Consider the following 26,896-nt stretch of genomic DNA (forward strand, 5'->3'; position numbering starts at 1 on the left):
TACGTATGTTTAGATATAATGTTCGAGGAGAAAACATCGAAGTTACCGAAGCTATCCGCAATTACGTTGAAAAGAAAGTAGGTAAGTTAGAACGCTACTTCACTGATGTTCCGGACGCAACTGCTTATGTAAATTTGAAGGTTTACACAGAAAAAACTGCGAAAGTTGAAGTAACGATTCCATTACCTTACTTAGTTCTTCGGGCCGAAGAAACTTCACCAGATTTATATGCAAGTATTGATTTGGTTGTGGATAAATTAGAGCGTCAGATCCGCAAATTTAAAACAAAAATTAATCGTAAAGCGCGTGAGACCGGTGTGCCTGAACGTGACGTGGAAGTGTTAGTGAATGCTGAAGATTCTGAAGAATCAGAATTAGAAATCGTACGTACAAAACGCTTATCACTAAAACCAATGGGCAGCGAAGAAGCAGTCTTACAAATGAATATGCTTGGACACAACTTCTTCATTTTTGAAGATGCTGAAACGAATGGTACAAGTATTGTTTATCGTCGTAAAGACGGCAAATATGGTTTGATCGAAACAGATTAATCAAAGAATAATGCCTTCCAGCTGAAGCTGGAAGGTTTTTTTATTTTCAGACAAAATAAAGCTTTTGAAATCAGTTGAAAAAAAGAAGCAGCGGTCATTGATGTGATAGGAAGAATCAAAAATACTAAAAGAAAGTTTAATCATTCTATTAAGTAGGCCATTATTCGCTAACAGAAGTTTCTTTTCTGTTGGACTAATGATAAAATATACTAGCGGGTTTCTATCAAAAAATAGAAAAAGAACTAAAGGAGATAAGACAAACGAATGGCAAACTTTCTTAGAAAAATGATCGAAAACGATAAAAAAGAATTAAAGCGTCTAAGCAGCATTGCTGATAAAGTTGAAGCGTATGCTGATGATATGGAAAAATTATCAGATGAGCAGTTACGCGGCAAGACTGATGAATTTAGAGGACGTTATAAGGCAGGAGAAACACTAGACGAGTTATTACCTGAAGCTTTCGCGGTCGTTCGTGAAGCAGCGAAACGGGTTTTAGGCTTGTATCCTTACCATGTCCAATTAATGGGTGGGATCGTCTTACACGACGGAAATATCCCTGAAATGAAAACAGGTGAAGGGAAAACCTTAACAGCGACGATGCCGGTTTATTTGAATGCGTTGACTGGTGAAGGTGTCCACGTTGTTACAGTAAACGAATACTTGTCTACGCGTGACTCGACTGAGATGGGTGAATTATATAATTTCCTTGGCTTAAGTGTTGGCTTGAACATCAACTCAAAAACAGCCGATGAAAAACGCGAAGCTTACAATTGTGATATCACTTATAGCACGAATAACGAGCTTGGCTTTGACTATTTACGTGACAATATGGTGGTTTACCAAAGTCAAATGGTTCAACGTCCATTGAATTACGCAATCGTCGATGAAGTGGATTCAATTTTGATTGATGAAGCCCGGACACCATTGATCATTTCTGGTGCTGCTGAAAAATCAACGGCTCTTTACACGCGGACGGATAATTTCGTGAAGCGTCTAAAAGAAGATGAAGATTTCAAAATCGATATCCAATCAAAAACAATCGGTTTGACTGAACAAGGAATCGAAAAGGCCGAAGAAAACTTCGGCTTAGAAAACTTGTATGACTTAGAAAACACGGCCTTGACCCATCATTTGGATCAAGCCTTGCGGGCGAACTTCATCATGATTCGCGATATTGATTATGTGGTTCAAGAAGGTAAAGTCCTAATCGTTGACCAATTTACTGGACGGATTATGGATGGTCGTCGTTATTCTGACGGGTTGCACCAAGGGATCGAAGCTAAAGAAGGCGTCGAGATCGAAGATGAAACCAAAACAATGGCAACAATTACTTTCCAAAACTACTTCCGGATGTACAAAAAACTATCTGGGATGACTGGTACGGCTAAAACGGAAGAAGAAGAGTTCCGTGAAATCTATAATATTGAAGTTGTTCAAATTCCAACGAATCGTCCAATTATCCGGGCGGACCACGCAGATTTATTGTACCCAACCTTAGAAAGTAAATTCCATGCCGTGGTGCAAGATATTAAAGAACGCCATCGTAAAGGTCAACCAATTCTAGTTGGTACTGTGGCAGTTGAAACTTCTGAATTACTTTCAAACATGCTGAATGCGGAAAAAGTTCCTCACGAAGTCTTGAATGCCAAGAACCACTTTAAAGAAGCGGAAATCATTATGAACGCTGGGCAAAAAGGTTCTGTAACGATCGCCACCAACATGGCTGGTCGAGGAACCGATATTAAGCTTGGTTTAGGCGTTGTTGAATTAGGCGGCTTGGCCGTAATTGGTACCGAACGTCATGAATCACGCCGGATCGATAATCAGCTTCGGGGACGTTCAGGTCGTCAAGGAGATCCAGGTGTTTCACAATTTTATCTTTCATTGGAAGATGATTTAATGAAACGTTTCGGTTCTGAACGGATCAAAGCGTTCTTAGACCGGATGAAAGTCGAAGACGAAGATGCGGTGATCCAAAGCAAGATGCTGACTCGTCAAGTAGAATCTGCCCAAAAACGAGTGGAAGGAAATAACTACGATACACGTAAAAACGTCTTGCAATACGATGACGTGATGCGTGAACAGCGTGAAGTTATTTATAAACAACGTCAAGATGTCATCATGGGCGAAAAGGATTTATCGCCGCAATTATTGAACATGGTACGTCGGACGATCTCACGGGTAGTCGACAGCCATACTCAATTGGAAAAAGAAAATTGGAATCTTGAAGCGTTGGCTGATTTTGCCGGAACAACCTTGGTTCACGAAGACACAGTTTCAAAAGCCGACTTCGAAGGCAAAACAACAGAAGAAATGAAAGATTATTTATATGGTCGTGCTAAAGAGGTCTTTGATGCGAAAGTAGCGCAATTACAAAGTCCAGAACAATTATTGGAATTTGAAAAAGTCGTTATTTTGCGAGTTGTCGATACAAAATGGACCGACCATATCGATGCGATGGATCAATTACGTCAATCAGTTGGCTTGCGAGCTTACGGGCAAAACAATCCATTGGTTGAATATCAAACCGAAGGCTACAAGATGTTTGAAGACATGGTAGGAGCAATCGAATTTGAAGTGACCCGTCTCTTCATGAAAGCGGAAATTCGCCAAAATGTACAACGGGAACAAGTTGCTCAAAACCAAGAGGAACACCCAGTAGAGGCCGATGGCGATCCTAAAAATTTGACTGAAACGAAACAACAACCGGTTCATGTCGAAAAAGTCGGACGTAATGATCCATGCCCTTGCGGCAGTGGTAAGAAATACAAAAATTGCCACGGTAAAGGATTATAAGAGCTTCACGCAACAGTTGATTTTCAGAGGAGCTGGGACATTTAGATGTCGCAGCTCTTGTTTTACGAATGGATCACTCAAATTTTTTGTTAAGCAGGTTTTTAGGATTGAATGAGGAAATATTTTCTTTATTCATGAGAAAGAGGGAATAAAATTGGAAAACGCAGAAATCCGGAATTTATTAGATACGATGCAAGAGCAAGTGACTAGTTTCAGGGGGTCTCTTTGACCTCGAACAGTTAGAAGAAGACATTGCAGAAGCAGAAAACCAAATGACGGCCCCCGATTTTTGGGATGATTCGGAAAAAGCCCAAGCACTGATCAATCACAACAATGGCGAAAAAGAAACCTATGATCAATTTCAAGCGATCGCTAATGAGAGCGAAGAGCTTAATCTGATGTGGGAAATGCAGCAAGAAGAATTTGACAGTGAACTGCAAACAGAGTTGGAACAACGTTTGTTGCAGCTGCAGGAAAAAGTCGCAGGCTTTGAATTGTCCTTACTATTGGATGAGCCTTATGATAAAAACAATGCGATCTTGGAACTGCATCCTGGAGCGGGTGGAACAGAATCACAGGATTGGGGTTCGATGCTTTTGCGGATGTATACACGTTGGTCAGAACAGCATGGCTTTTCAGTAGAAACGATCGATTATCAAGCAGGAGATGAAGCGGGCATTAAGAGTGTGACCTTAATGATTAAAGGTACCAATGCCTATGGCTATCTAAAATCGGAAAAAGGCGTTCATCGTTTAGTTCGGATCTCGCCTTTTGACTCAGCTAGTCGGCGTCACACGTCATTTTGTTCGGTGGAAGTCATGCCTGAATTAGATGAAAATATTGAAGTTGAAATCAATCCAGATGATTTGAAAGTGGATGTTTACCGGGCAAGTGGAGCCGGTGGACAGCATATCAACAAAACATCTTCTGCTGTTCGGATCACTCACTTGCCAACCGGAACGGTCGTTGCCAGTCAGGCGCAGCGTTCACAATTTCATAACCGGGAAACCGCGATGCAGACATTGAAAGCCAAACTTTACCAATTGGAAATTGAGAAAAAAGAGCAAGAAGCGGCCGCACTACGAGGCGAGCAAAAGGAAATCGGTTGGGGCTCGCAAATTCGCTCCTATGTGTTCCATCCTTATTCAATGGTGAAAGATCACCGAACCGATTATGAGACAGGAAATGTCCAAGCGGTGATGGATGGTGATTTGGATCCTTTCATTGATGCTTACTTGAAATGGCGTCTAGCACAAGAAGCCTAAGCTAAAATGAAATCAAATTGTAAAGTAATGAAAGCCAGTTGCAATGTTGACGTGCTATAATAACAAAGAATTTAAGAGGTTTGGAGAGATAAAGCATGATTGAAATGCAGGATGTAACAAAAAAATATCCGAATAAGACAACTGCTGTACGTGGGATTTCGGTCCATATCGAGCAAGGTGAGTTCGTCTATGTTGTTGGTCCCTCTGGTAGCGGAAAATCTACCTTTATCAAATTGATGTACCGCGAAGAAAAAGCAACTTCTGGGAAAGTGTTGGATGTTGCTCGTCATGATTTATTGAAAATCAAAAATAAAGAAGTCCCTTATTTGCGTCGTGATGTCGGCGTCGTCTTTCAGGATTTCAAATTATTACCAAGAAAAACGGTTTATGAAAATGTTGCTTACGCAATGCAAGTAATTGGTCGTAAACCGCGTGAAATCAAAAAACGTGTCATGGAAGTGTTGGATCTTGTCGGCTTGAAACATAAAGTCCGCGTTTTCCCAAATGAATTATCTGGTGGGGAACAGCAACGGGTGTCGATTGCACGGGCAATTGTAAATACACCTAAAGTTTTGATTGCGGATGAACCAACAGGGAATTTGGACCCGGATACTTCTTGGGAGATCATGAATCTATTAGAGCGAATCAATAATCAAGGAACGACCATTGTTATGGCGACGCACAACAAGACAATTGTTGATACGATGCGCCATCGTTTGATCGCGATTGAAAATGGTTTGATCGTTCGAGATGAAGCGGAAGGGGAATATGAGTTTGATGATTAGAAATTTCTTCCGACATTTGTTGGAAAGTATCAAGAGTGTCAAACGTAACGGCTGGATGACGTTGGCATCAGTCAGTGCGGTGACGATCACGTTAACAATGGCAGGAATCTTCCTAGCTGTGATCATGAATGCGACAAAGCTAGCTCATGATGTCGAAGGCAATGTCGAAGTGACGGTCTTTGTTGATATCGGTACAAAAGAAAAAGAATTAAAAGAATTAAAAACAGATTTACAAGATATCAACCATGTGGATAAAGTGACTTTCTCTAGTAAAGAGGATCAGCTAAAAAAAATCCAAGCCCAAATGGGTGACGCGTGGGATTTATTTGAAGGCGACAGCAATCCCCTTTATGATGTCTATGTAGTTAGTGCGACGGATGCTCAATATATTCGACCGGTCACACGTCAAGCGAGTCAATTGCCGAATGTCTTTAGAGCGAATTACGGCGGAAACTCAGCCGACCGTATCATTCAAATGGCGAAAGTCGTTCGGACGTGGGGACTAGCAGCCGCAGCATTATTGATTTTTGTGGCGATTTTCTTGATCTCAAACACGATTCGGATCACCATCATCTCACGGAAAACCGAGATTCAGATCATGCGTCTAGTGGGAGCGAAAAATGGCTACATCCGCTGGCCTTTCTTCCTTGAAGGTGGCTGGATCGGCTTGATCGGTTCGATCGTTCCGATTTTAATTTTGACTTATGGTTACCAACAAGTTTACGGTTTAGCAGCGCCTTATCTACTGCAATCAAACCTGGCGTTATTGCGTCCTAACGAGATTGTTTGGATCTTAGACATTGTCATGGCCGTCGGCGGTTATATGATTGGTTCCCTAGGTTCAGTGATTTCAATGCGTCGTTTCTTAAAAATCTAAGTTAGTAAGAAGCTACGACGGAAACGCCGTTTATTTGGAAGAAGGAGGTGCGACAAGACGTTTGTCACACCTCCTTTTTAATAGCAAAAATTTGCCTTTTAAGTTAAAAGGTTCTAGAATAGCAATGAATTTAATTTAACCGCTGCCGAGCAAGGGAGCCAATTTCGTTAGGTCTTTGAAGAAATTGGACTCCCTTTTTTTGTTTGTCTTTTTTGGGGGCTGAATTGACGGCGGGGAAATTAAAAAAATTGAGGAGGAATTTATTATGGCATGGGTAGCATTGATTGTGGCAGGAGCTTTCGAAGTTTTTTGGGCAACGATGATGAAATTAAGTGAAGGGTTTAGTCGGTTGAATTTTTCAATTTTAACCTTAATCGGTATGGCAGCTAGCTTTTTCTTTTTAGCGAAATCGTTACACGCCTTGTCAATGAGTTTGGCGTATCCGATTTGGACAGGAATCGGAGCGGTTGGTTCAATTATCGTAGGACTGCTGTTCTTTCACGATCACTTGTCTTTGCTCACTAGTTTTTTTGTGCTGCTGTTGATTATCGGAATCATCGGGATCAAAGTAACTAGCGGACATTAGACGAAAAATAGGTTACACTAATTCAAACAGAAAATTACAGGAGGCAATTATGATCAAAACCACCGATCAATTATCATCACAAGAATTATTGACTATTTTACAAGCACGAACCGCCGTTTTTGTCGTTGAACAAAACTGTCCGTATCAAGAAGTCGATGAAATCGATCGTGAAGCGCTCCATGTTTGTTTGATGGAAAATGATATGTTACAGGCGTATGCACGGATTTATGAAACGGGTGACGGCATCCATTTTGGCCGTGTCTTGGTAGCAAAAGCATTTCGTGGGCAACAGTTAGGACGAAAACTTGTTACGGAAACAATGGAAGCAATCGAAGAGCGTTTTCCCCAGCGGCCGGTGATTATTTCGGCACAAGCCCATTTAACCGATTTTTATCAGTCCTTTGGATTTGCGGCTTGTTCGGAAATTTATTTGGAAGATGACATTCCTCACATTGATATGCGATTAGAAAAAGCGACAAATCATTAAAGTCGTCGGTTTACAATCCGCTTTTTCTCGGCTATTCTTTATAAGAAGGAGTTGGGGGCATGTCGTTTGTGACAGAGCATATGGGGTTATTTTTCTTAATTATCAATACAATTTTATCGTTTATTATTGTTTTTCGTGAACGTAAGGATACGGTCAATACGTGGGCGTGGTTATTAGTCTTAACCTTTATTCCCGTATTGGGATTTATTTTATATATCTTTTTCGGTAAAGGGATCTCAAAGGAACGGATCTTTGATTTGAAGATTCAAACTAAAATAGGGATGAACGTTGAAGTTCAGCAGCAGCAGCGGGCCTTTCATCGCGGATTGTTTCCTAAGCCTAATACTGATCAAGTTGATCCGAGACAGTTGATCTATATGTTGACGATTTTTGAAAGTTCATTATATACCACCAATAATGAAGTGATACTTTATACGGATGGACGAGAAAAATTTGATGCATTGCTAGAAGATATCCAGCAGGCGAAGTTTCACATCCATATGGAATATTATATTTATCGGGCAGACGCGTTAGGGCTTGAGGTTCGCGCCGCACTGATGGCAGCCGCTAATCGTGGCGTAAAAGTCCGATTATTACTGGATGCTTGGGGCTCCACGCAAGCCAACCGTCGCTTTTTTGCTCCTTTAATTGAAGCTGGAGGGGAAGTGGAATTTTTCTTTCCATTGTTTCTGCCTTATATAAATCCACGAATGAATTATCGTAATCATCGTAAGATTGTAGTGATCGACGGAGAGATCGGCTATACTGGCGGCTTTAATGTCGGCGATGAGTATTTAGGGTTAGTAGAAAAATTCGGTTATTGGCGGGACAATCATTTACGGATTCGTGGTCATGCCGTTTATACTTTGCAGAACCGCTTTTTGATGGATTGGAATTCTCAACAAAAAAATGAAGTTGTCTATCAACCGGATTATTTTCCGGAGATTGAGTCAGAAGGCAAACTGGCCTTGCAAATTGTCAGCAGCGGTCCGGATAGTGAACATGAGCAAATCAAAATGACTTATTTAAAAATGATCAATCTAGCTAAAAAAGAAATTTTGATTCAAACACCCTATTATATTCCCGATGCATCGATTCACGAAGGGTTGAAGCTGGCGCTATTATCAGGTGTTAAAGTACGAATCCAAATTCCTAATAAACCAGACCATTTGCTAGTTTACTGGGCGACTTATTCCTTTGTTGCCGAACTGATTGAATACGGTGCGATTATCGAAACCTATGAGAATGGATTTATCCATGCGAAAACAATGGTGATCGATTCCGGAATTGCTTCGGTGGGTTCAGCGAACATTGATGTGCGCTCATTCAAATTGGATTTTGAAGTGAACACGATCGTTTATGATAGTGATTTTGCAGAACAGGTGAGAGCAGCGTTTTATCAGGATTCAACGTGTTCTGAGCTGTTGACCCAAGAAAAATACGATCAGCGTGGCACTTTGATTAAATTTAAAGAAGGCATTGCCCGGCTAATTTCGCCCCTCTTATAAAAATTATTTGCGCTTTCAGGGTTTGATAGGATAAAATGGACTAGCTTGTTTAATGTAACTTAATTCAAAGGAAACATGTTAAGGAGATTTTTCATGAAGAAATGGTTATTAATTCCTCTATTAGGAATGATTTTACTTTTGTCAGGCTGTTCAAAATGGATCGATCGCGGCGAGTCAATCACTGCTGTGGGTTCATCTGCACTGCAACCACTCGTTGAAACGGTCGCTGAAGAATATCAAGGTAAAAATCCCGGAAGATTCATCAATGTCCAAGGTGGCGGAAGCGGAACGGGTTTGAGCCAAGTCCAATCTGGAGCTGTAGATATTGGAAATTCGGATTTGTTTGCGGAAGAGAAAAATGGGATTGATGCAAATAAATTAGTCGATCATAAAGTTGCGGTTGTTGGAATTACTCCAATCGTCAATAAAGGGGTAGGCGTGAAAAATATTAGCTTAGAAAATCTGCGGAAGATTTTCTTAGGCGAGATCAAAAATTGGCAAGAAGTCGGCGGCAAAGATCAGGAAATTGTAATTTTGAATCGTGCGTCAGGTAGTGGTACACGTGCTACCTTTGAACAGTGGGTCTTAGATGGGAAAACTGCGATTCGAGCACAGGAACAAGATTCCAGTGGGATGGTGCGGCAGATCGTAGCTGATACGCCGGGAGCAATCAGTTATACCGCTTTTTCTTATGTAACAAAAGAAGTTCAGACACTGAGTATCGATGATATCCAGCCAACAGATGAAAATGTCAGTACCAATCTCTGGAAGATCTGGGCCTATGAGCACATGTATACTAAGGGTCAGCCAAAAGAATTAGTCAAGGATTTCCTTGATTATATGCTTTCAGAGGATGTTCAAGGAAAGGTCGTTTCCAAACTCGGCTATATTCCAATCTCTGACATGAAGGTCGAACGTGATTGGGAAGGCAATGTAATCAAATAAGATATAAGGGCATGGAAGAATCCATGCCCTTTTTTTAGAGGGGAGCGCTTAAGTTGTACTATCCGATTCAACTTCCTTTTTTATTAAATGAAGAATTCACGCGCGTCATGACCTATCGCGAAAAAAATTGTTCAACCGAGAATCAATTTATTCTCTGTTTTTGGTCGATGTTTCCAAAAACAGACCAGAAAAGCCATCTGCAGAATGTCATCATCGCTGACGGCTGTATTGATTTGATTGTAGATTTTGATCGAAAAATAATCGGCTTTTCGGGAACTCGCCAAACCGATTTTAACTACCAAATTCAGAGCCCAGCCTATTTTTTCGGTGCTCGAATGGTGCCGGGAGCTTTTCATCAATTAACAGGCGTTTCGGCGGAGAAAGCGATGGATAAATTCATATTGCTTGAGGAAATTTTCACGGATTTCGATCAAGAAAAATTTTTTTCACTTGGTTTTGAAGCGGCGCAGGAATTCTTCCAACAGTATTTAGTAGAAAAATTTGCGGGACTTGAACCAAATAAATTTACTGAGCTTTTTCCACGACTTGCCAATAACATTCCAAAACAGACACAAGAGTTGTATCGACAGTTGAATTTTAGTCCACGCCAATCTCAACGATTGTTTGCCCAAAATTATGGACTAACACCTAAAATGGTGCTAAGTATCCTACGATTCCAAAAATGTTTACAAATATTAACGGCTCAGCAAGCTAAGCCGGCGGACATTTTGGCAGTGACCGACTATTACGATCAGCCTCACTTCAATCGCGATTTCAAACGCTATCTTGGGATCAACCCGCTGGAGCTTTTAGCTCGCTACAAAAATTGACGCATTTTTACAATCGTTTCTCTGCCTTCCTTGCTAAAATGAATGTAACAACAAGGAGGCGTTAGAAATGTTTAAAAATATAACGACCAATTTAATGGTAGAAAATGTGACGACATTGGTTGAATTTTATCAAAAGATGCTTGAGCTGGAAGTGCTAGCCTCAGTTCCAGAAGAAGGACCAACATTGCAGTTTGCGATTTTATCAAATGATACGCTCACCTTGATGGTGCAAGAAAAAAATAATTTAGCCAAGGAATATCCCATCTTAGCAACGGAAAAGATTCAGCCCTCCATTTCGTTGTACATTACTGTTACAGATTTTGACACCCTTTATCAGCAGATTGAAGAAATTTATCCGATCTATACCAAGGTCCACAGGACTTTCTATGGTGCGAAAGAATTTGCCATTGCAGATCCGGATGGGTATGTCTTGACCTTTGCGGAGTATCAGGAAGGATGAGCTTTGATGGAAAATGACCTGAAAGAAATCCCCGGCATCGGCCTCAATATGGAGCAGCATTTAATTAAAGCCGGCTATCCGACAGTTGCATCATTGAAAAATCAAGATCCTGAAACTATTTACCTAAAGGATTGTATAGCGCAAGGAACAAAAGTTGATCGTTGCGCCTTGTACGTCTATCGCTTGGCTGTTCATTATGCGAATCATGAAGGCCGCTTGCCAAAAGAAAAACAGAATTGGTGGGATTGGCAGGATTAAATTAAAAATTTGGCAGAGATTATAATAAAAAGTAATTCTTAAAAAACTGGTTGACCGATAAACTGACAACCAGTTTTTAATTTTAAAGAATGGATAGATGAGCATAATACCAGCATTTTGTACCAAAGCTCGTTATACTTTTAAAAAGAAGCATTTTCTTTTCTTTGACGGATTCAATTCCCATGATCGCGTTTCGGTATGTATAACTAATATCATGCGAATTTAGTAGAAAAAGTTGAATGTAAAGCCCTTGCAACTGCCAGTTGACAAGAAACAACCAGTGATTTGTAGTAGGTAACTACCTTTTCTTGTATTTTAATGATAGCAACAAGGATCAATAAAAATGAGAGGTGGATGACATGATACTCGCTGAAAAAATTGTTCAGGAACGCAAGAAGAATGGTTGGACACAAGAAGAGTTAGCAGAATTAATGGATGTTTCTCGTCAATCGGTATCAAAATGGGAAAGCGCGCAATCAATCCCGGATATTGAAAAGGTGATTCATTTATCCGAGCTTTTTAACGTGACAACTGATTATCTTTTTAAGGATGAGTTGGAAAGCGTTGATTATATTGAAGCAGGGGAGCTACAAGCTGCCCGCAAGGTTACATTAGCAGAGGCGCAGGAATTCTTGACCCTCAAGGAAAAATCCGCGAAGTGGATCGCTTTAGGCGTGTTCTTATGTATCTTGTCCCCAGTAGGTTTGATTTTTTTAGGAAGCCTTAACAGACAAGATCCGACGTTTTTAGCAGTAAACATGGTTAGCGTTGCAGGTTTTTTATGGATGCTTTTATTGGTATTACCAGCAGTCGCGTTGTTTATTTATAGCCGCTCAAAAACGAGTTCCTATCTTTATTTAAATGAGGAAGTTTTTGAAACAGAATATGGTGTGAATGGAATGGTCAAGTCACGGCAAAAAAATTATCGCGGGCGCTATACTTGGCACATAATTCTTTCAACTACATTAATTCTTTTGAGTATCGCTCCGTTGTTTCTCAGCTTTTTTACGGAAAATACCTTTTACAAAGGACTAGCGATTTGTTTGTTGTTAATAATGGTAGCGCTCTCCACTTCTTTATTGGTTATTAATGGGATTCGCTGGGAAAGTATGTTGAAACTTTTGCAAGAAGGAGATTATAGTAAAAAAGTCAAAGAACGTACCCCGATTTCAAGTGAGATCGCAGCTATCTTTTGGTTACTTTTGATTGCGATCTATTTAGGGTATAGTTTTTGGACGGGGAATTGGCAGTATAGCTGGATCATCTGGCCTGTTGGGAGCATCCTTTATGGGATAATCGTTGCAGTGATTAATCTTCTGAGGACACGAGCTAAAGAAAAATTGTAGGAAGTCTGAAGAAGACAGGCTGTAGTATTAAAAAAGGTACTGCGGCCTGTTTATTTTTTATTGATGCAGTTGAGAAACTCAATTACGATGAGGCTCCTAAGTCGTTTACACGTTCTTTACAAATGTCACCCAATCGTTACAGAAGGTTAAAAAGAAATTGATTTTCAACAGGTAAAATGATTTTGTTGGTTTAAAAGTAATGAACCTCAAAAGAAAATAATCGCAAGAATACTAATTGTTTCTTAACGAATCACTGCGTTTCGTGGAAATCAGGAGGAGTCAGCCTTGGAAAATGAAGATGTAAAAAAAGCCCTCACAACAAAATCAAAACGTGCGAGAATTGAGCAGCGGGGACGCTTTATTAGTTTTGTTTGTATCGCGTTGATTGTGTTTGTGGTTGGAGCCATTTTTTATTTTGTAGCAAGTAAAGGGTTATCAACCTTTTTCGTAGATAAAATCAATGTATTCGACTTTCTATTTGGAACGGTTTGGAACCCAAGTGCCACTGGTCCAGATGGCCAGCCGTTAGTCGGCGCGCTACCGATGATTTTAGGCTCATTTATGGTGACCTTTTTATCGGCGATCGTGGCAACACCTTTCGCGATTGGTGCGGCGGTCTTTATGACAGAAATTTCACCCACGAAAGGTCAAAAATTCTTACAGCCGGTCATTGAGCTGCTAGTAGGAATCCCTTCCGTTGTTTATGGGTTCATTGGTTTAACTGTGATCGTTCCTTTTATCCGTTCGATTTTTGGTGGAACAGGTTTTGGGATCTTGTCTGGAACCTTCGTTTTATTCGTCATGATCTTACCGACAGTCACAACAATGACTGTCGATACATTAAAATCAGTTCCCCGTCATTATCGGGAAGCGTCATTAGCTCTCGGCGGAACGCGTTGGCAAACGATTTATAAAGTGGTTTTACGGGCAGCCGTACCGGGTATTTTAACGGCGGTGGTCTTTGGAATGGCTCGGGCCTTTGGTGAAGCGTTGGCGATCCAAATGGTCATCGGGAATGCGGCGTTAATGCCGACTGGTTTAACGACACCGGCCTCCACGTTGACCTCGATCTTAACCATGGGGATCGGAAATACGATTATGGGCACAGTAGAAAATAATGTGCTGTGGTCATTGGCTTTGATCCTATTATTTATGTCATTAGTTTTCAATATTTTGATTCGCTACATTGGAAAGAAAGGGGAGATAAGCAATGGATAAAGCCAAACGCGCAGATAAAATCGCAACCGGCGTACTTTATGGCGTCTCCGCTTTGATCGTAGCCATCTTAGCATTTCTATTACTGTATATCTTGATTCGCGGCTTGCCCCATGTTTCGTGGGAATTTTTGACCTCGCCTTCGAAGGCTTATCAAAAGGGCGGCGGAATCGGGATTCAATTATTTAACTCGATTTACTTGTTATTGATCACTATGATCATCAGCTTGCCAATCTCATTAGGAGCCGGGATTTATTTATCGGAATACGCCAAAGATAATTGGGTGACTAACGTGATTCGGACATCGATCGAAATTTTAAGTTCATTGCCTTCAGTCGTTGTCGGTTTGTTCGGTTTTTTATTGTTCGTTATCCAGTTTGGCTACGGCTTCTCGATTTTATCAGGGGCGTTAGCCTTGACCTTGTTCAACTTACCTTTGTTAACAAGAAATATTGAAGAGTCCTTGCGAGCGATTCATTACACACAACGTGAAGCTGGCTTAGCGCTAGGTCTCTCACGTTGGGAAACGGTAACGAAGATCGTAGTACCTGACGCATTGCCAGGGATTTTAACCGGGGTAATTTTGAGCTCAGGACGGATCTTTGGTGAAGCTGCGGCCTTGATTTATACTGCAGGGCAAAGTGCGCCAGCTTTGGATTTCACCAACTGGAACCCACTAAGCGTTTCAAGTCCTTTAAGTATTTTCCGTCAGGCGGAAACATTGGCAGTCCATATTTGGAAGATCAATACAGAAGGAACAATGCCGGATGGAAACAGTGTTTCAGCTGGAGCGTCTGCCGTTTTGATTCTAGCTGTTTTACTCTTCAACTTTGGTGCCCGTGCAATCGGTAAACGACTTCATAAAAGAATGACTTCAGCGTAAAGATAAATTTTTTATTGGTGAGTTTGAAACAAATGATTGCTGACTATGAATTAGGAGAAATTCGATGAAAGAATATAATTGGGACGAACGCAACCTCATTAGTATGCCTGGTGAGATCGCGCTTCATACAGAAGACTTGCATGTTTTTTATGGCGACAATGAAGCCATAAAAGGTGTGGATCTGGAATTTGAAAAAAATAAAATCACGGCTTTGATCGGACCGTCTGGCTGCGGGAAGTCAACCTATCTGCGTTCATTGAATCGGATGAATGACGGCATCAGCAGTGCCAGAGTTACCGGAAAAATTATGTACAAAGATGTAGACGTCAACGCGGACAATATCGATGTTTACGAAATGCGCAAACGAATCGGGATGGTTTTCCAACGGCCAAATCCTTTCAGCAAATCAATTCGCGAGAATATTACCTTTGCTTTAAAACAGCACGGCATGCGGGATAAACATCAATTAGAAGAAACTGTTGAGACAAGTTTGAAGCAGGCGGCATTATGGGATCAGGTGAAAGATAACCTTGATAAAAGTGCGCTGGCTCTTTCAGGGGGACAGCAACAGCGTTTGTGTATTGCCCGAGCAATCGCAATGAAGCCGGATATTTTATTGCTAGATGAGCCAGCTAGTGCGTTGGATCCAATCTCAACTGGTAAAGTAGAAGAAACGCTGATTCAATTAAAAGAGAATTATACGATCATTATTGTGACTCATAATATGCAGCAAGCAGCTCGGATTAGCGACTATACTGCCTTTTTCTATTTAGGGCATGTCATTGAATACGATCAAACTCCAAAAATCTTTACTCGTCCGAAAATCCAAGCAACCGAAGATTATGTATCAGGCCATTTTGGGTAAGAAAAAAGTAATTCAAGTTTAGTATCTATATAAGATGCCAGTCCAACTTTTAGCAGTTTACTAAGAGCTGAAACGATATAGTAGTTTTTTTGGAAACGAAAAGAAGCAATCTAGTTGGATGATATACGGCTTGAACATCAAACTTATTTTTCCTGACCTTGGAAAAATAAATTCTTTAGTATGAAAAAGGATGCCAGTCCAACTTTTAGCAGTTTACTAAGAGCTGAAACGATATAGTAGGTTTTTTGGAAACGAAAAGAAGCGGATCTAGTTGGATGATATGCGGCTTGAACATCAAACTTATTTTTCCTGACCTTGGAAAAATAAATTCTTTAGTATGAAAAAGGAGATAATTGAATGTCGAAGATTATTACTTCTAAGGATCTTCATTTATATTATGGAGAAAAGGAAGCCCTAAAAGGGATTGACATGGCCATCGAAAAGGGCGAGATTACAGCGATGATCGGACCTTCAGGTTGTGGAAAATCGACCTATTTGCGTTCGCTGAATCGCATGAATGATCTGATTCCGGGTGTGACGATCACCGGCAGCGTCGTTTACAAAGATAAAGATATTTATAGTCCTAAGACCGACACGGTAAAACTCCGTAAAGAAATCGGGATGGTTTTTCAACAACCGAATCCTTTTCCATTTTCGATTTACGAGAATGTCATTTATGGGTTAAAATTAAAAGGGGAAAAAGACAAGAACAAACTGGATCAAGTGGTGGAAGAAAGTTTGAAAGCCGCTTCCGTTTGGAACGATGTGAAGGACAAGTTACATGAAAGCGCCTTGTCCTTATCTGGTGGACAGCAACAGCGGGTCTGTATCGCTCGTGTCTTGGCGGTCAATCCTGAAGTGATTTTGATGGATGAACCAACCAGTGCGCTTGATCCTGTTTCCACAGGGAAAATTGAGAACATGTTGTTGGAGTTAAAGGAAAATTACACGATCATCATTGTGACTCACAATATGTCTCAAGCTTCACGGATTTCTGATCGCACTGCCTTCTTTTTACAAGGAGAGCTGATTGAGTTTGACAAAACGAAAAAGATTTTCTTAGACCCGGCCAGACAGGAAACCGAAGATTATATCTCAGGAAAATTTGGCTAAGCCAGTCGTCGTATGGCGGGCTAGCATGAAAACGACCAGAACAGAAATAAGGAGGGCAACGATGTTACGTACACAATTTGAAGAAGATTTATTGAATCTCCACAATCAGTTTTACGAAATGGGTATGATGGTTTCCAGTGCAGTGCATAAATCAGTTCGTTCATACATTGACCATGATAAAAAATTGGCACAAGAGGTGATTGATCACGATGTTGAGATCAATGACATGGAGGTCCGTCTAGAGAAAAAAAGTTTTGAGATGATCGCTCTGCAACAACCGGTGACCACTGATCTACGGACGATCATTACAATCATGAAGGCCAGTTCGGATTTGGAACGGATGGGGGATCATGCGGTTTCGGTTGCGAAATCAACGATTCGTTTGAAGGGCTTGCCACGAATTTTAGAAGTTGAAAAAGAAATCAACGAAATGTCCAACTACGTGAAAAAAATGGTAGACAATGTTTTGATCGCCTATGTGAAGACGGATGAAAAAGACGCGCGGATGATTGCCAAGATGGACGAACGAGTGAATGATTATTTCCAAAAAATCTATGATATGACTACTAACACGATGGAAAAAGAATCAGATACCATCATTAGTGGAACGGATTACCTGCATGTAGCGGGCTACTTGGAGCGAGTAGGGGATTATGTCACTAATATTTGTGAGTGGATCGTTTACTTAGCAACTGGGAAGATCACCGAATTAAACAGTAATCGCAATGAAAACTTTTAAATTGAGGGGAAACAGGTGAGGGAGACTTCATCTGTTTTTTTTGTTTTTTTAGAGCGTTCGCTAGACTTTCTTTCCTTCTCGAGATATAGTTAGTGTACTAACTATATTGCGGGAGGCTGAGTAATGGAAAATACCGGCTATTTAATTATGAACAGTTCAAAACATTTGACCTATGACTTGAATAGCGAATTACGAAAGCAAGATTTGACGGCGCCACAATGGGCAGTGCTTCAGCAGATCAATCGTTATCAGCAGGAGCGACCGACTACGGCGAAGCAATTAGTCACACTATTGGATATGGACAAACCGACGCTTTCGGTAATCTTGAAACGTTTAGAGCAAAAGAATTTTATTATTAAAAAGCGTAGCAGCCATGACAGTCGTTCCTATGAGTTGTTTTTAACGGATAGCGGGAAACAAACGTATCTATCAGGCGAGAAAATTAGTGAGCACGTATTGGAAAAATTTATTGCTCCTCTTTCAATAGAAGAAAAGCGGCAATTGAATGAGCTATTACAGAAATTAAATGGAGTGTAAATCAGATGGAGAAACTATTAGTTTTAGGTGGCACCGGGAATATCGGCTTCCCATTAATTGAGATACTGGCTGAAAAAGCCGTGACGATCGTCGCAGGTACTCGTACGCCAGAAAAAGTGGCTGGGGATTTCAAAAAATTTCCAACTGTCGAAGTAAAGCCTTTTGATTTTTTAGACCCGGCGACGTTTGACGAGGCCTTAGAATCTGTCGATCGGGTCTTTTTTGTTCGTCCGCCACAGTTGGCGAATCCTCCGATTGATATGTATCCTTTTTTAGAAGCAGTTAAAGCCAAGCAAATCAAGCAAATCGTTTTTGTTTCATTGATCGGTGTAGACAAAAATCCGGTCACCCCGCATCATAAGATTGAGAAAAAAATTAATGAGCTGGCAATTCCTTATACCTTTATCCGGCCAAGTTTTTTCATGCAGAATTTAAGTACCACCCATTTGGCGGATATTCAAAAGGAACAAGACCTATTTGTCCCTGCTGGCAAATCTAAAACGAGCTTCATCGATACTCGGGATATTGCCGCCGTAGCAGCAGAGTGCCTGTTGAAGGAGGAGTATTTGAATCAAAAATTGGAGATCACTGGCGCAGAAGCAATCGGTTATGAAGAAGCGGCACAGATCATGACTCAGGTCTTAGGCGAAAAAATTAGCTATAGTCAGCCTAGTCTATTGAAATTTCGCAAGACGATGCTTCACCGAGGAATCAAAAAAGATTACGTCAATGTCATGGTGATGCTGTATTTGATTACGCAATTAGGCAATGCCAAAAAAGTTACACCAATAGTTCAGCAGGTTTTAAACCGCGAGCCGATCTCCTTTCAGCAATTCGTTGAAGACAATCGAAAACTTTTTTTAGCCTAAGCTGATTCTGTCTGACTATTTATAGAAGCAACAATCTATTCAGGAAGTCGGATAAAAAGATGGGTCTTTAGTCCTATGACAAATCTATAAAAACATTGCATAATATGAATGTAAACAAAAGTAAGGTATTTGCTTTTTGAAGGAGGCAATTTCTATGAATGAAAGACAACGTATTTTAGAATTAGTTAAAAAAGGAATTTTATCAACTGAAGAAGGTTTAGATTTATTAGAAAGTATGGCCAAGGCGAAAGATGAAGCGCAGATCAAACAAGCTGCTGACAAAGTGGATTCTTATCATCGAGACCAAGCAACCAATTTGGTAGATGATTGGGAAAATGAAAAAGAAGCCAATGGATCTGAAGAACAGGACTTGGAAGATCTGGAAGCGTACTTTGATGATTTAGCAACAGAAGCCAACCACATCTCTGCTCATATCGATGAAATCAATCAACAAAAGAATGAGTTGAAGGCGGCGCTCCATGAGAAACAAGAAGTTTTGATGGAATTGAACACGAAGGAAGAGTTGGATTCTTTAGCAGATGAAGATGAAGACATTCGCAAGACTGTGGAAGAAGAAATCAAAGACTTAGAAGCGCAGGTCGTTGATTTGGAAGGTCAAGCGAAAGCTGAAGAAGAACAATTGAAAAATGTTCAAGAAGATCAACACGAAGGTCGTAAGAACCGCAGCCGCAATCGTTTCGATATTCCGGATGATTTGAAAGATCAAGCAACCGAAACTTTCTCGCAAGTTGGTGAAAAGCTGGGTGAAGCCGGGATTCAATTAGGCCGTCTAATGAAGAAAACCTTCAAGACAGTCTCAGATACAGTAGAAGAAAATGTTGACTGGAAAGACTTTAATGTCAAAGTTCCTGGCCTGATTACTTCTAAATTTGAACACCAATTCTTATACACAGACGTTGAACCAACCTTGATCGATATCAAATTGGCTAACGGTAAAGTGACCTTAAAGGCTTGGGATGAAAAAGACATCAAAGTCGATGCGAAAATCAAGCTTTATGGTAAAATGAACGAAGCAACGCCATTACAGTCATTGATGGAACGCAGCCAAATCGAAGTGGATGAAGATCATATCTCATTCCAAATCCCGAACAAACGGGTACAAGCCGACTTGGTCTTCTATTTACCAACACGGACTTACGATCACGTAGCTGTAAAATTATTGAATGGTGATTTGAATGTTGAAGCGATGGACGCAAAAGATGTATATGCGAAATCAACCAACGGCAATATCAGCTTCAAACAAATCAACGCAACCATGTTAGAAATTCAAGGCGTCAACGGCAACATTGAGATTCGCGAAGGTGAAATCTTAGATTCCATTATTGAAACAGTCAATGGTAGTATCACCACCAAAGCAGCTATTCAAAATTATGGGATCTCACTAGTCAATGGTGATGTAAAATTAACAGCGGGCCATGACACGTTACAAAAAATCAAAGCAAGTTCAGTCAATGGAAATGTGAAAGTATCCTTGAACAAGACCATTGGTTTAGAAGGCTTAGCAAAAACAAGCTTAGGCAGTATCAACGACCGGCTATCTGATTATGAAGTAGTCAGAGAGAAGAAAGAAAAGACGAATCGCTTATTGCAATTCCGTCGCGTTGCCGATGAGATGGCACAAATCGATGTCTCTACAACGACCGGCAGCATTTTCTTGAAAGATTTTGACAACTAGGGAATAATAAGGAAGGAAGATTCATATGCGAAAGAGATTACAAAAGTCACGAAATAATGTGGTACTGACCGGTACCCTAGCAGGGATCGCCGAATACTTCGGGATTGATCCGACAATCGTGCGTGTGATTTATGTTTTCTTAAGTCTCGGCTTTATCGGCGCGCCAGTTATTCTGTATATCTTGCTGGCATTAGTGATTCCAGCTGGACCAAAAGGCCGTGATTCTTATGGACATAACAATCCGTATTATGGCAACAATAATTACAATGACTATGAGAAAAAATCGTCCCGCCAACGTAAGCAAGCGGATAAGCTCGACGATGATGACTGGAGCGACTTTTAATGACCTACCTACAGCGCGTAATAGCTAATTCACTGATCTTCATTTCTTTATCAGTGCTCTTTCCTAACCAAGTTTTTGTGGAAAGTATTACAATGGCTATTCTCGCAAGCTTTGTCCTTTCAATTTTAAATGCCTTAGTGAAACCAATTTTAATCCTGCTTTCACTGCCGCTGAACATATTGACCTTTGGACTTTTCAGCTTTGTGATCAGCGCTGGTATGTTGCAATTGACTTCTAACCTACTAGGAAACTTCCGCTTCGGATTCTCTAGTTTTACCGTCTCCATTCTGGTCGCCGTCGCGATGGCACTCGTCAACGCGATCGTCTCAGATCACAATATAGATAAATACGCAGACAAAAGATAGGTGAGCAATCACCTATCTTTTTTTGCGAGTCGGACTTTTGGCAGTATCATCATGAATAAAAGCTAATAATGAGTTATCACCAAGTTAACGATTAGACAGTTTAGTCCGATCGTATGCGTGACGAAGATAATAATCATTTTTCAAGTTTTTTGAAAAATGATTTCTTTTAGCAGAGATAGCTGTCAGTGATGCTTTTCGCAGTTTGGATAGTTGGAGAGTTAAAAATATTTTTTCTGCTTTAATAATGTTGGAACAGTTTAGCATAATGAAATGATATCCGTGACAGAGATAATTTTCTCTAATTAGGTTAGGTTCCGAGTGGCTTTTTTTGTAATTTAATTCTCTGCTTTACCACGTTTTATGAGGTTTCGTTAACATTTTGTAAAGCCTTTTATGATTCTTATCTGATATGCCTAGCTGAACCTAGTCACTCTTTGGATAAAATGATAAAATAGAGCGGAAGTGTAGAAAAGAGGGATTAGATGGCTGAAACAGTAAAAGTAAAAGAACTTGTTGAAAAACTTTCGTTAGAAGTAGTGACAGGTGATGAAGAAAGTCTAGAGCGGGTTATTACTACCGGCGATATTTCTCGTCCGGGTTTAGAATTGACCGGCTATTTTAATTATTATTCCCATGATCGCCTGCAGCTTTTTGGAAATAAAGAAATTACCTTCGCGGAACGTATGATGCCGGAAGAGCGTTTAATGGTACTGCGTCGGATGTGTAGCGATGATACACCAGCCTTCATCGTTTCTCGGGGGCTAACACCACCAAAGGAAATGATCGAAGCAGCTAGTGAACGGAATATTCCCGTGTTAAGCTCACCGATTTCCACCTCACGGTTATTAGGTGAAATTTCGAGCTTTCTAAATGGCGGCTTAGCTCCACGCACCAGCGTTCATGGTGTGCTAGTTGATGTTTATGGGTTAGGTGTATTGATTCAAGGAGACAGTGGCATCGGGAAAAGTGAAACCGCGTTAGAGTTGGTAAAACGAGGACATCGGTTGATCGCGGATGATCGTGTGGATGTTTATCAGCAAGATGAACTGACCCTTGTCGGAGAACCGCCTAAAATTTTGCAGCACTTAATCGAGATTCGCGGGATCGGTATTATTGATGTCATGAATTTATTTGGTGCCAGCGCAGTGCGCGGCTCCATGCCAGTCCAATTAGTTGTTTATTTGGAAAGTTGGTCGAAAGATAAAAAATATGATCGCTTAGGCAGCGGTAATACTGAAGTAGAAATCGCGGAAGTAAAAATTCCGCAAGTCAAGATTCCAGTGAAAACTGGGCGAAACGTTGCCATCATTATTGAAGTGGCGGCGATGAATTTCCGTGCACGTACGATGGGTTACGATGCAACGAAGACCTTTGAAGATCGGCTTACCCAATTAATCGAAGAAAACTCGGATCAGTAGTATGGTAGCACAAATAAATCGCGTGGCCTTTGAATTGTTTGGTCTTCAAATTTATTGGTATGCGATCATCATTGTTTCCGGGATAGCAATCGCCTTGTGGATGGCGAATCGTGAAGCAGTAAGAGTCGGTTTAAAAGAAGACGACATGACGAATTTTATTTTGTGGGCATTGCCGATCGCGATTATCGGGGCACGCTTATATTATGTCTTATTCGATCTTGGACCCTATCTGGCTGACCCAATTCAAATTTTTAACACCCGCAGCGGTGGTTTAGCAATTTATGGCGGGTTGATTGCTGCGGCGATTGTTTTAATCGTTTACACAAGACATCATTTTATTGATCCCTGGCTGTTTTTAGACGTAGTGGCACCTAGTGTGTTGTTTGCCCAAGCGTTAGGTCGGTGGGGCAATTTTATGAATCACGAAGCGTTTGGTGGCGAAACAACACGACAGTTTCTGGAAGGGCTGCATTTGCCACAATTTATCATTAACAATATGTATATCGACGGGGCTTTTCGTCAACCAACCTTTCTGTATGAATCGACATGGAGTTTAATCGGGTTTATCCTGCTGATTGTGCTGCGAAAGAAATGGACGTTTAAACGAGGCGAGATCTTTTTAGGCTACGTGGCTTGGTACAGCTTTGGGCGTTTCTTTATCGAAGGTATGCGAACCGACAGTTTATATTTATTTGGCGGTATTCGAGTATCGCAAATGTTGTCACTGATTCTTTTTGTCGGTGCTCTGACATTGTTTTATTATCGTCGTAAGAAAAATTCGACTGTTAAACTTTATGAAAGAAATCAAGGAGTCAATCAGGCATTGTTATAATATGCTATGATAGATTCAATTGCTTGAGAAGATCTTCTTAGCTGAAAGCAAGTAATAAAATAAGAATTAGGTAGAGAGACTGTCTACATTATTAATTAGGAGGAAATCTCTGTGAAGCAAAAAGTTGCAGTTTTAGGACCGGGCTCTTGGGGAACGGCATTGGCGCAAACCTTGGCCGAAAACGGACATGAAGTAACCATCTGGGGAAATCATGAGGCGCAGATTGATGAGATCAATACATATCACACCAATCGCCATTATTTACCCGATTTAAAAATTCCTGAAAGCATCAAAGGTGAAAAAAATCTGAAGGATGCAGTTAAAGATGCGGATGCGGTTTTATTTGTCGTCCCAACCAAGGCCATTCGTTCAGTCGCTCAAGAGTTTGCCAAAGTCGCTGAGAACCAGCCAGTGATTATTCATGCAAGTAAAGGTTTGGAGCAAGGCAGCCATAAACGAATCTCTGAAGTGTTATTAGAAGAAATTCCTGAGGAGCGTCGTCAAGGCGTGGTGGTCTTATCTGGTCCAAGTCACGCAGAAGAAGTAGCGGTCCATGATATCACTACAATTACAGCGGCTAATGAAGATGAAGCCTTAGCAGCCTATGTTCAAAAATTATTTATGAATGAATATTTACGTATTTATACCAATCCAGATGTCATCGGGGTTGAAATGGGTGCGGCTTTAAAAAATATTATTGCACTAGGCGCTGGCGCTTTAGCTGGACTTAATTATGGGGATGATGCCAAAGCGGCAATCATGACACGAGGTTTAGCGGAAATCAGCCGGTTAGGCGTCGCAATGGGGGCAAATCCATTGACTTTTATCGGTTTGAGCGGTGTCGGTGATTTGATCGTGACTTGTACGTCGGTTCATTCACGGAATTGGCGAGCTGGTAATCTATTAGGCAAAGGCCATAAATTAGATGAAGTGCTAGACAACATGGGGATGATCGTCGAAGGTGTTTCAACGACGAAGGCGGCGAAAGAGTTGGCTGACAGTATGGATGTCAGCATGCCAATCACGGAAATGATCTATGATGTTTTATACAATGATAAAGATGTACGTCAAGCGTGTCGCGATTTGATGATGCGTGAAGGTACGTTTGAAAATGAATTTACATTATAAAAGAAAGCGTGGGACAGGACTTATGCGAGTAAAAAAAGCAGTTATTCCAGCGGCGGGATTGGGCACTCGATTCTTGCCAGCAACAAAAGCAATGGCGAAAGAAATGTTACCAATTGTTGATAAGCCAACGATTCAATTTATTGTAGAAGAAGCATTAAAATCTGGAATCGAAGATATTTTAATCGTGACGGGCAAAGCAAAACGCCCAATCGAAGATCATTTTGACTCAAACATTGAATTAGAAATGAATCTGAAAGAAAAAGGCAAGACCGAATTATTGAAATTAGTGGAAGAAACCACAGATGTGAATTTACATTTTATTCGCCAATCCCATCCAATGGGCTTAGGACACGCTGTATTACAAGCACGGGCTTTTGTCGGCAATGAACCCTTTGTCGTTATGCTGGGCGATGATTTGATGGAGGATCATGTGCCATTAACAAAACAATTAATGAATGACTATGAGCAAACCCATGCTTCAACGATTGCAGTGATGCGTGTACCTGAAGCTGAAACTTCAAAATACGGAATTATTAATCCCGGTGAAGAAGTTTCTAAAGGCTTGTTCAATGTGAAAAACTTTGTTGAAAAACCAAAACCAGAAGAAGCGCCAAGTAATTTGGCGATCATTGGCCGCTATTTATTAACACCTGAAATTTTTGATGTCTTGGCGACGCAAAAACCAGGTGCAGGCAATGAGATCCAATTGACCGATGCAATCGATACGCTAAATAAAACCCAACGCGTCTTTGCCCAAGAGTTTACCGGCAAACGGTTTGACGTCGGCGATAAATTTGGTTTCATGACCACTAGCATCGAATATGGCTTGAAGCATCCAGAGATTAAAGATAAATTGCACGATTACATCATTGCTTTAGGGAAAGAATTAAGTGGTGATAACAAACCAAAAAAGTAACACCAAAAACGCAGAAGTGATTCTGCGTTTTTTATTTTAGCTGTTATTTTAAATCAATTTATTATTATGTTTTCTAATGATAATTATCGAAAAATCAAATAAAAAATATTTTTTATTTTGTTATATAATAAAAATTGAAATGAATAACTAGAAAGGAGATGCAATGAGAACCACTCGATTAAATAGAGAAATCGTCATACAATGTGCGATGGAGTTAGTCTACGAATCTGGTATCAATGGTCTGAGATTAAATAAAATTGCGGACCGTTTAGATGTAAAATCGCCTTCTTTATATACGCATACAGGTAGCGTAACAGAATTACGGCAGGCAGTCATTCACCAAGCTATGCAGCAGTTTCGTGAAGAGCTGATGGATTCTTTAATGGGGCGTGCCAAAATGGGGGCGTTTTTAGAGTTAGGGAAAACGTGGATGAATTATGCCAATGAGCAGTCTGTCTTTTTTACAGCCTTTTATAATAATGACTATTTAGAATTGTACGAAAAAAATATTTCTCATTTTTTGCAGTCTGCCTTCAAACGAATTTTTGTTGATTGGCCGCTGAATAATGAAGAGATCGAACAAATCGAACGGATTATGACTAATTATTTTTGCGGACAAGTCGATCGTCTTAATGGTCAGCCTTATGTTGAAGCGGAGCTGATCAGTGATTTAGAAATTTTTTATCAAGGTATTGTACAGAATTTAGAAAAAGTATCTCAAGTATGTTAATTGAGATACTTTTTCTTTTTCTTATTTGATTGTAATTCTTTCTCTTTCATTAAAATCCATGAGAATGGTATAATTTAAGTTAGCATAATAAGTGAAAAAGAGAGGGGCGATTAAATGAGTTTAGGTGGCATAGCGGCAATTATTGCGGCACTTGCATTTGTTGTACTGGTAGTCTTTTTAGTTCGGGTCTTGAGCCAAGTTTCTAAAACCGTTGGAAAGGTTGAAACAACGGTGACTGAGGCGAATACAACGATCGATGTTCTCACTAAAGATGTCGATTTGCTGATGCAACAAGTAGAAGGCTTATTAGTAAAGGGTAACCACTTGTTGAATGATATTAATGGTAAAGTGGAAACAATCGATCCATTGTTTACAGCAGTGGCGGACTTGAGTCAGAGTGTTTCTGATCTGAATACAACGAGTCGAAACCTCGCTGGTAAAGTTGGCGGCGTTGGAAAGAGCGCAGCGAAGGCCGGCGTGGCTGGTAAAGTAGGAGAAACTACGTTGAAATTCTTTAGGCATCGTAAATCTACCACCAAAACGGAGGGATAGG

Annotated in this window: 29 protein-coding genes; all 29 read left to right on the forward strand. The window is 40.5% G+C overall.

The features are described 5' to 3' along the window. Positions 1–5 precede the first annotated feature (5 nt). The 29 genes from hpf to IGI54_RS02920 all read left to right on the forward strand — a co-directional run bounded on the left by hpf (position 6) and on the right by IGI54_RS02920 (position 26,895). Complete coding sequence (gene hpf / locus IGI54_RS02780) at positions 6–551, forward strand: ribosome hibernation-promoting factor, HPF/YfiA family (RefSeq protein ID WP_071862291.1); 546 nt, start codon at positions 6–8, stop codon at positions 549–551. A gap of 264 nt (positions 552–815) precedes the next feature. Beyond that, positions 816–3,347, forward strand: coding sequence for a preprotein translocase subunit SecA (gene secA, locus IGI54_RS02785; RefSeq protein WP_430621097.1), 2,532 nt, complete (start codon positions 816–818; stop codon positions 3,345–3,347). A gap of 154 nt (positions 3,348–3,501) precedes the next feature. After that, positions 3,502–4,612, forward strand: a protein-coding gene (gene prfB / locus IGI54_RS02790) for a peptide chain release factor 2 (protein WP_143141780.1) whose coding sequence is annotated in 2 segments (ribosomal slippage) — positions 3,502–3,573 and positions 3,575–4,612 — 1,110 coding nt in all. Because the reading frame shifts where the segments join, the coding sequence is not laid out codon by codon here. A 95-nt stretch (positions 4,613–4,707) separates the two neighbouring features. Continuing rightward, positions 4,708–5,397, forward strand: a complete 690-nt coding sequence (ftsE, locus tag IGI54_RS02795) for a cell division ATP-binding protein FtsE (protein WP_071862288.1) — start codon at positions 4,708–4,710, stop codon at positions 5,395–5,397. Beyond that, positions 5,390–6,274 (forward strand): permease-like cell division protein FtsX, encoded by an 885-nt coding sequence (gene ftsX / locus IGI54_RS02800; protein WP_430621468.1) that lies wholly within the window; start codon positions 5,390–5,392, stop codon positions 6,272–6,274. Before ftsE ends, ftsX begins: the two co-directional genes overlap by 8 nt. A 265-nt stretch (positions 6,275–6,539) precedes the next feature. Then, entirely contained in the window at positions 6,540–6,860 is a 321-nt protein-coding gene (locus IGI54_RS02805; protein WP_071862286.1) for a DMT family transporter, read from the forward strand. 49 nt (positions 6,861–6,909) lie between these two features. Next, positions 6,910–7,347, forward strand: coding sequence for a GNAT family N-acetyltransferase (locus IGI54_RS02810; RefSeq protein ID WP_430621098.1), 438 nt, complete (start codon positions 6,910–6,912; stop codon positions 7,345–7,347). Positions 7,348–7,406: 59 nt separating this feature from the next. Continuing rightward, complete coding sequence (gene cls, locus IGI54_RS02815; RefSeq protein ID WP_216429539.1) at positions 7,407–8,855, forward strand: cardiolipin synthase; 1,449 nt, start codon at positions 7,407–7,409, stop codon at positions 8,853–8,855. Positions 8,856–8,948: 93 nt separating this feature from the next. Continuing rightward, positions 8,949–9,800: a phosphate ABC transporter substrate-binding protein PstS gene (locus IGI54_RS02820; RefSeq protein ID WP_313630369.1), complete on the forward strand. Its 852-nt coding sequence runs from the start codon at positions 8,949–8,951 to the stop codon at positions 9,798–9,800. 53 nt (positions 9,801–9,853) lie between these two features. Continuing rightward, positions 9,854–10,630, forward strand: coding sequence for a helix-turn-helix domain-containing protein (locus IGI54_RS02825; RefSeq protein ID WP_430621099.1), 777 nt, complete (start codon positions 9,854–9,856; stop codon positions 10,628–10,630). 67 nt (positions 10,631–10,697) lie between these two features. Further along, complete coding sequence (locus tag IGI54_RS02830; protein ID WP_430621100.1) at positions 10,698–11,090, forward strand: VOC family protein; 393 nt, start codon at positions 10,698–10,700, stop codon at positions 11,088–11,090. A 6-nt stretch (positions 11,091–11,096) separates the two neighbouring features. Continuing rightward, entirely contained in the window at positions 11,097–11,348 is a 252-nt protein-coding gene (locus IGI54_RS02835) for a helix-hairpin-helix domain-containing protein (protein ID WP_216429544.1), read from the forward strand. 359 nt (positions 11,349–11,707) lie between these two features. Next, positions 11,708–12,694, forward strand: a complete 987-nt coding sequence (locus IGI54_RS02840; protein ID WP_430621101.1) for a helix-turn-helix domain-containing protein — start codon at positions 11,708–11,710, stop codon at positions 12,692–12,694. Between the two features lie 285 nt (positions 12,695–12,979). After that, positions 12,980–13,912, forward strand: a complete 933-nt coding sequence (pstC, locus tag IGI54_RS02845) for a phosphate ABC transporter permease subunit PstC (RefSeq protein WP_071862277.1) — start codon at positions 12,980–12,982, stop codon at positions 13,910–13,912. Next, positions 13,905–14,792 carry a phosphate ABC transporter permease PstA gene (pstA, locus tag IGI54_RS02850; RefSeq protein WP_071862276.1) on the forward strand — a complete coding sequence of 296 codons (888 nt, stop codon included), beginning with the start codon at positions 13,905–13,907 and terminating at the stop codon, positions 14,790–14,792. The genes pstC and pstA overlap by 8 nt, the downstream gene beginning before the upstream one ends. Positions 14,793–14,856: 64 nt before the next feature. After that, positions 14,857–15,657 carry a phosphate ABC transporter ATP-binding protein PstB gene (gene pstB / locus IGI54_RS02855; RefSeq protein ID WP_071862275.1) on the forward strand — a complete coding sequence of 267 codons (801 nt, stop codon included), beginning with the start codon at positions 14,857–14,859 and terminating at the stop codon, positions 15,655–15,657. Positions 15,658–16,014: 357 nt separating this feature from the next. Beyond that, positions 16,015–16,770: a phosphate ABC transporter ATP-binding protein PstB gene (gene pstB, locus IGI54_RS02860; protein ID WP_216429548.1), complete on the forward strand. Its 756-nt coding sequence runs from the start codon at positions 16,015–16,017 to the stop codon at positions 16,768–16,770. 61 nt (positions 16,771–16,831) lie between these two features. Next, complete coding sequence (gene phoU, locus IGI54_RS02865; protein ID WP_071862273.1) at positions 16,832–17,509, forward strand: phosphate signaling complex protein PhoU; 678 nt, start codon at positions 16,832–16,834, stop codon at positions 17,507–17,509. Between the two features lie 123 nt (positions 17,510–17,632). After that, positions 17,633–18,046, forward strand: coding sequence for a MarR family winged helix-turn-helix transcriptional regulator (locus IGI54_RS02870; RefSeq protein WP_430621102.1), 414 nt, complete (start codon positions 17,633–17,635; stop codon positions 18,044–18,046). Positions 18,047–18,051: 5 nt separating this feature from the next. Further along, complete coding sequence (locus IGI54_RS02875) at positions 18,052–18,915, forward strand: SDR family oxidoreductase (protein ID WP_430621103.1); 864 nt, start codon at positions 18,052–18,054, stop codon at positions 18,913–18,915. Between the two features lie 154 nt (positions 18,916–19,069). Beyond that, positions 19,070–20,611, forward strand: coding sequence for a daptomycin-sensing surface protein LiaX (gene liaX / locus IGI54_RS02880; protein ID WP_430621104.1), 1,542 nt, complete (start codon positions 19,070–19,072; stop codon positions 20,609–20,611). Between the two features lie 25 nt (positions 20,612–20,636). Then, complete coding sequence (locus IGI54_RS02885; RefSeq protein ID WP_071862269.1) at positions 20,637–20,954, forward strand: PspC domain-containing protein; 318 nt, start codon at positions 20,637–20,639, stop codon at positions 20,952–20,954. Beyond that, complete coding sequence (locus tag IGI54_RS02890; protein WP_216429552.1) at positions 20,954–21,319, forward strand: phage holin family protein; 366 nt, start codon at positions 20,954–20,956, stop codon at positions 21,317–21,319. Before IGI54_RS02885 ends, IGI54_RS02890 begins: the two co-directional genes overlap by 1 nt. Before the next feature lie 482 nt (positions 21,320–21,801). Then, positions 21,802–22,737: an HPr(Ser) kinase/phosphatase gene (gene hprK, locus IGI54_RS02895; RefSeq protein WP_071862267.1), complete on the forward strand. Its 936-nt coding sequence runs from the start codon at positions 21,802–21,804 to the stop codon at positions 22,735–22,737. 1 nt (position 22,738) lies between these two features. Next, positions 22,739–23,569 carry a prolipoprotein diacylglyceryl transferase gene (gene lgt, locus IGI54_RS02900; RefSeq protein ID WP_430621105.1) on the forward strand — a complete coding sequence of 277 codons (831 nt, stop codon included), beginning with the start codon at positions 22,739–22,741 and terminating at the stop codon, positions 23,567–23,569. 111 nt (positions 23,570–23,680) lie between these two features. Then, positions 23,681–24,697: an NAD(P)H-dependent glycerol-3-phosphate dehydrogenase gene (locus IGI54_RS02905; RefSeq protein ID WP_071862265.1), complete on the forward strand. Its 1,017-nt coding sequence runs from the start codon at positions 23,681–23,683 to the stop codon at positions 24,695–24,697. 22 nt (positions 24,698–24,719) lie between these two features. Next, complete coding sequence (gene galU / locus IGI54_RS02910; RefSeq protein WP_071862379.1) at positions 24,720–25,613, forward strand: UTP--glucose-1-phosphate uridylyltransferase GalU; 894 nt, start codon at positions 24,720–24,722, stop codon at positions 25,611–25,613. Between the two features lie 163 nt (positions 25,614–25,776). Continuing rightward, positions 25,777–26,343 carry a TetR/AcrR family transcriptional regulator gene (locus IGI54_RS02915; protein WP_430621106.1) on the forward strand — a complete coding sequence of 189 codons (567 nt, stop codon included), beginning with the start codon at positions 25,777–25,779 and terminating at the stop codon, positions 26,341–26,343. 114 nt (positions 26,344–26,457) lie between these two features. Beyond that, entirely contained in the window at positions 26,458–26,895 is a 438-nt protein-coding gene (locus IGI54_RS02920; RefSeq protein WP_430621107.1) for a DUF948 domain-containing protein, read from the forward strand. The last annotated feature ends 1 nt before the right edge of the window (position 26,896 follow it).

The sequence above is a fragment of the Enterococcus sp. DIV0800 genome (assembly GCF_050559735.1).
GTDB classification, from domain to species: Bacteria; Bacillota; Bacilli; order Lactobacillales; family Enterococcaceae; genus Enterococcus_A; species Enterococcus_A devriesei.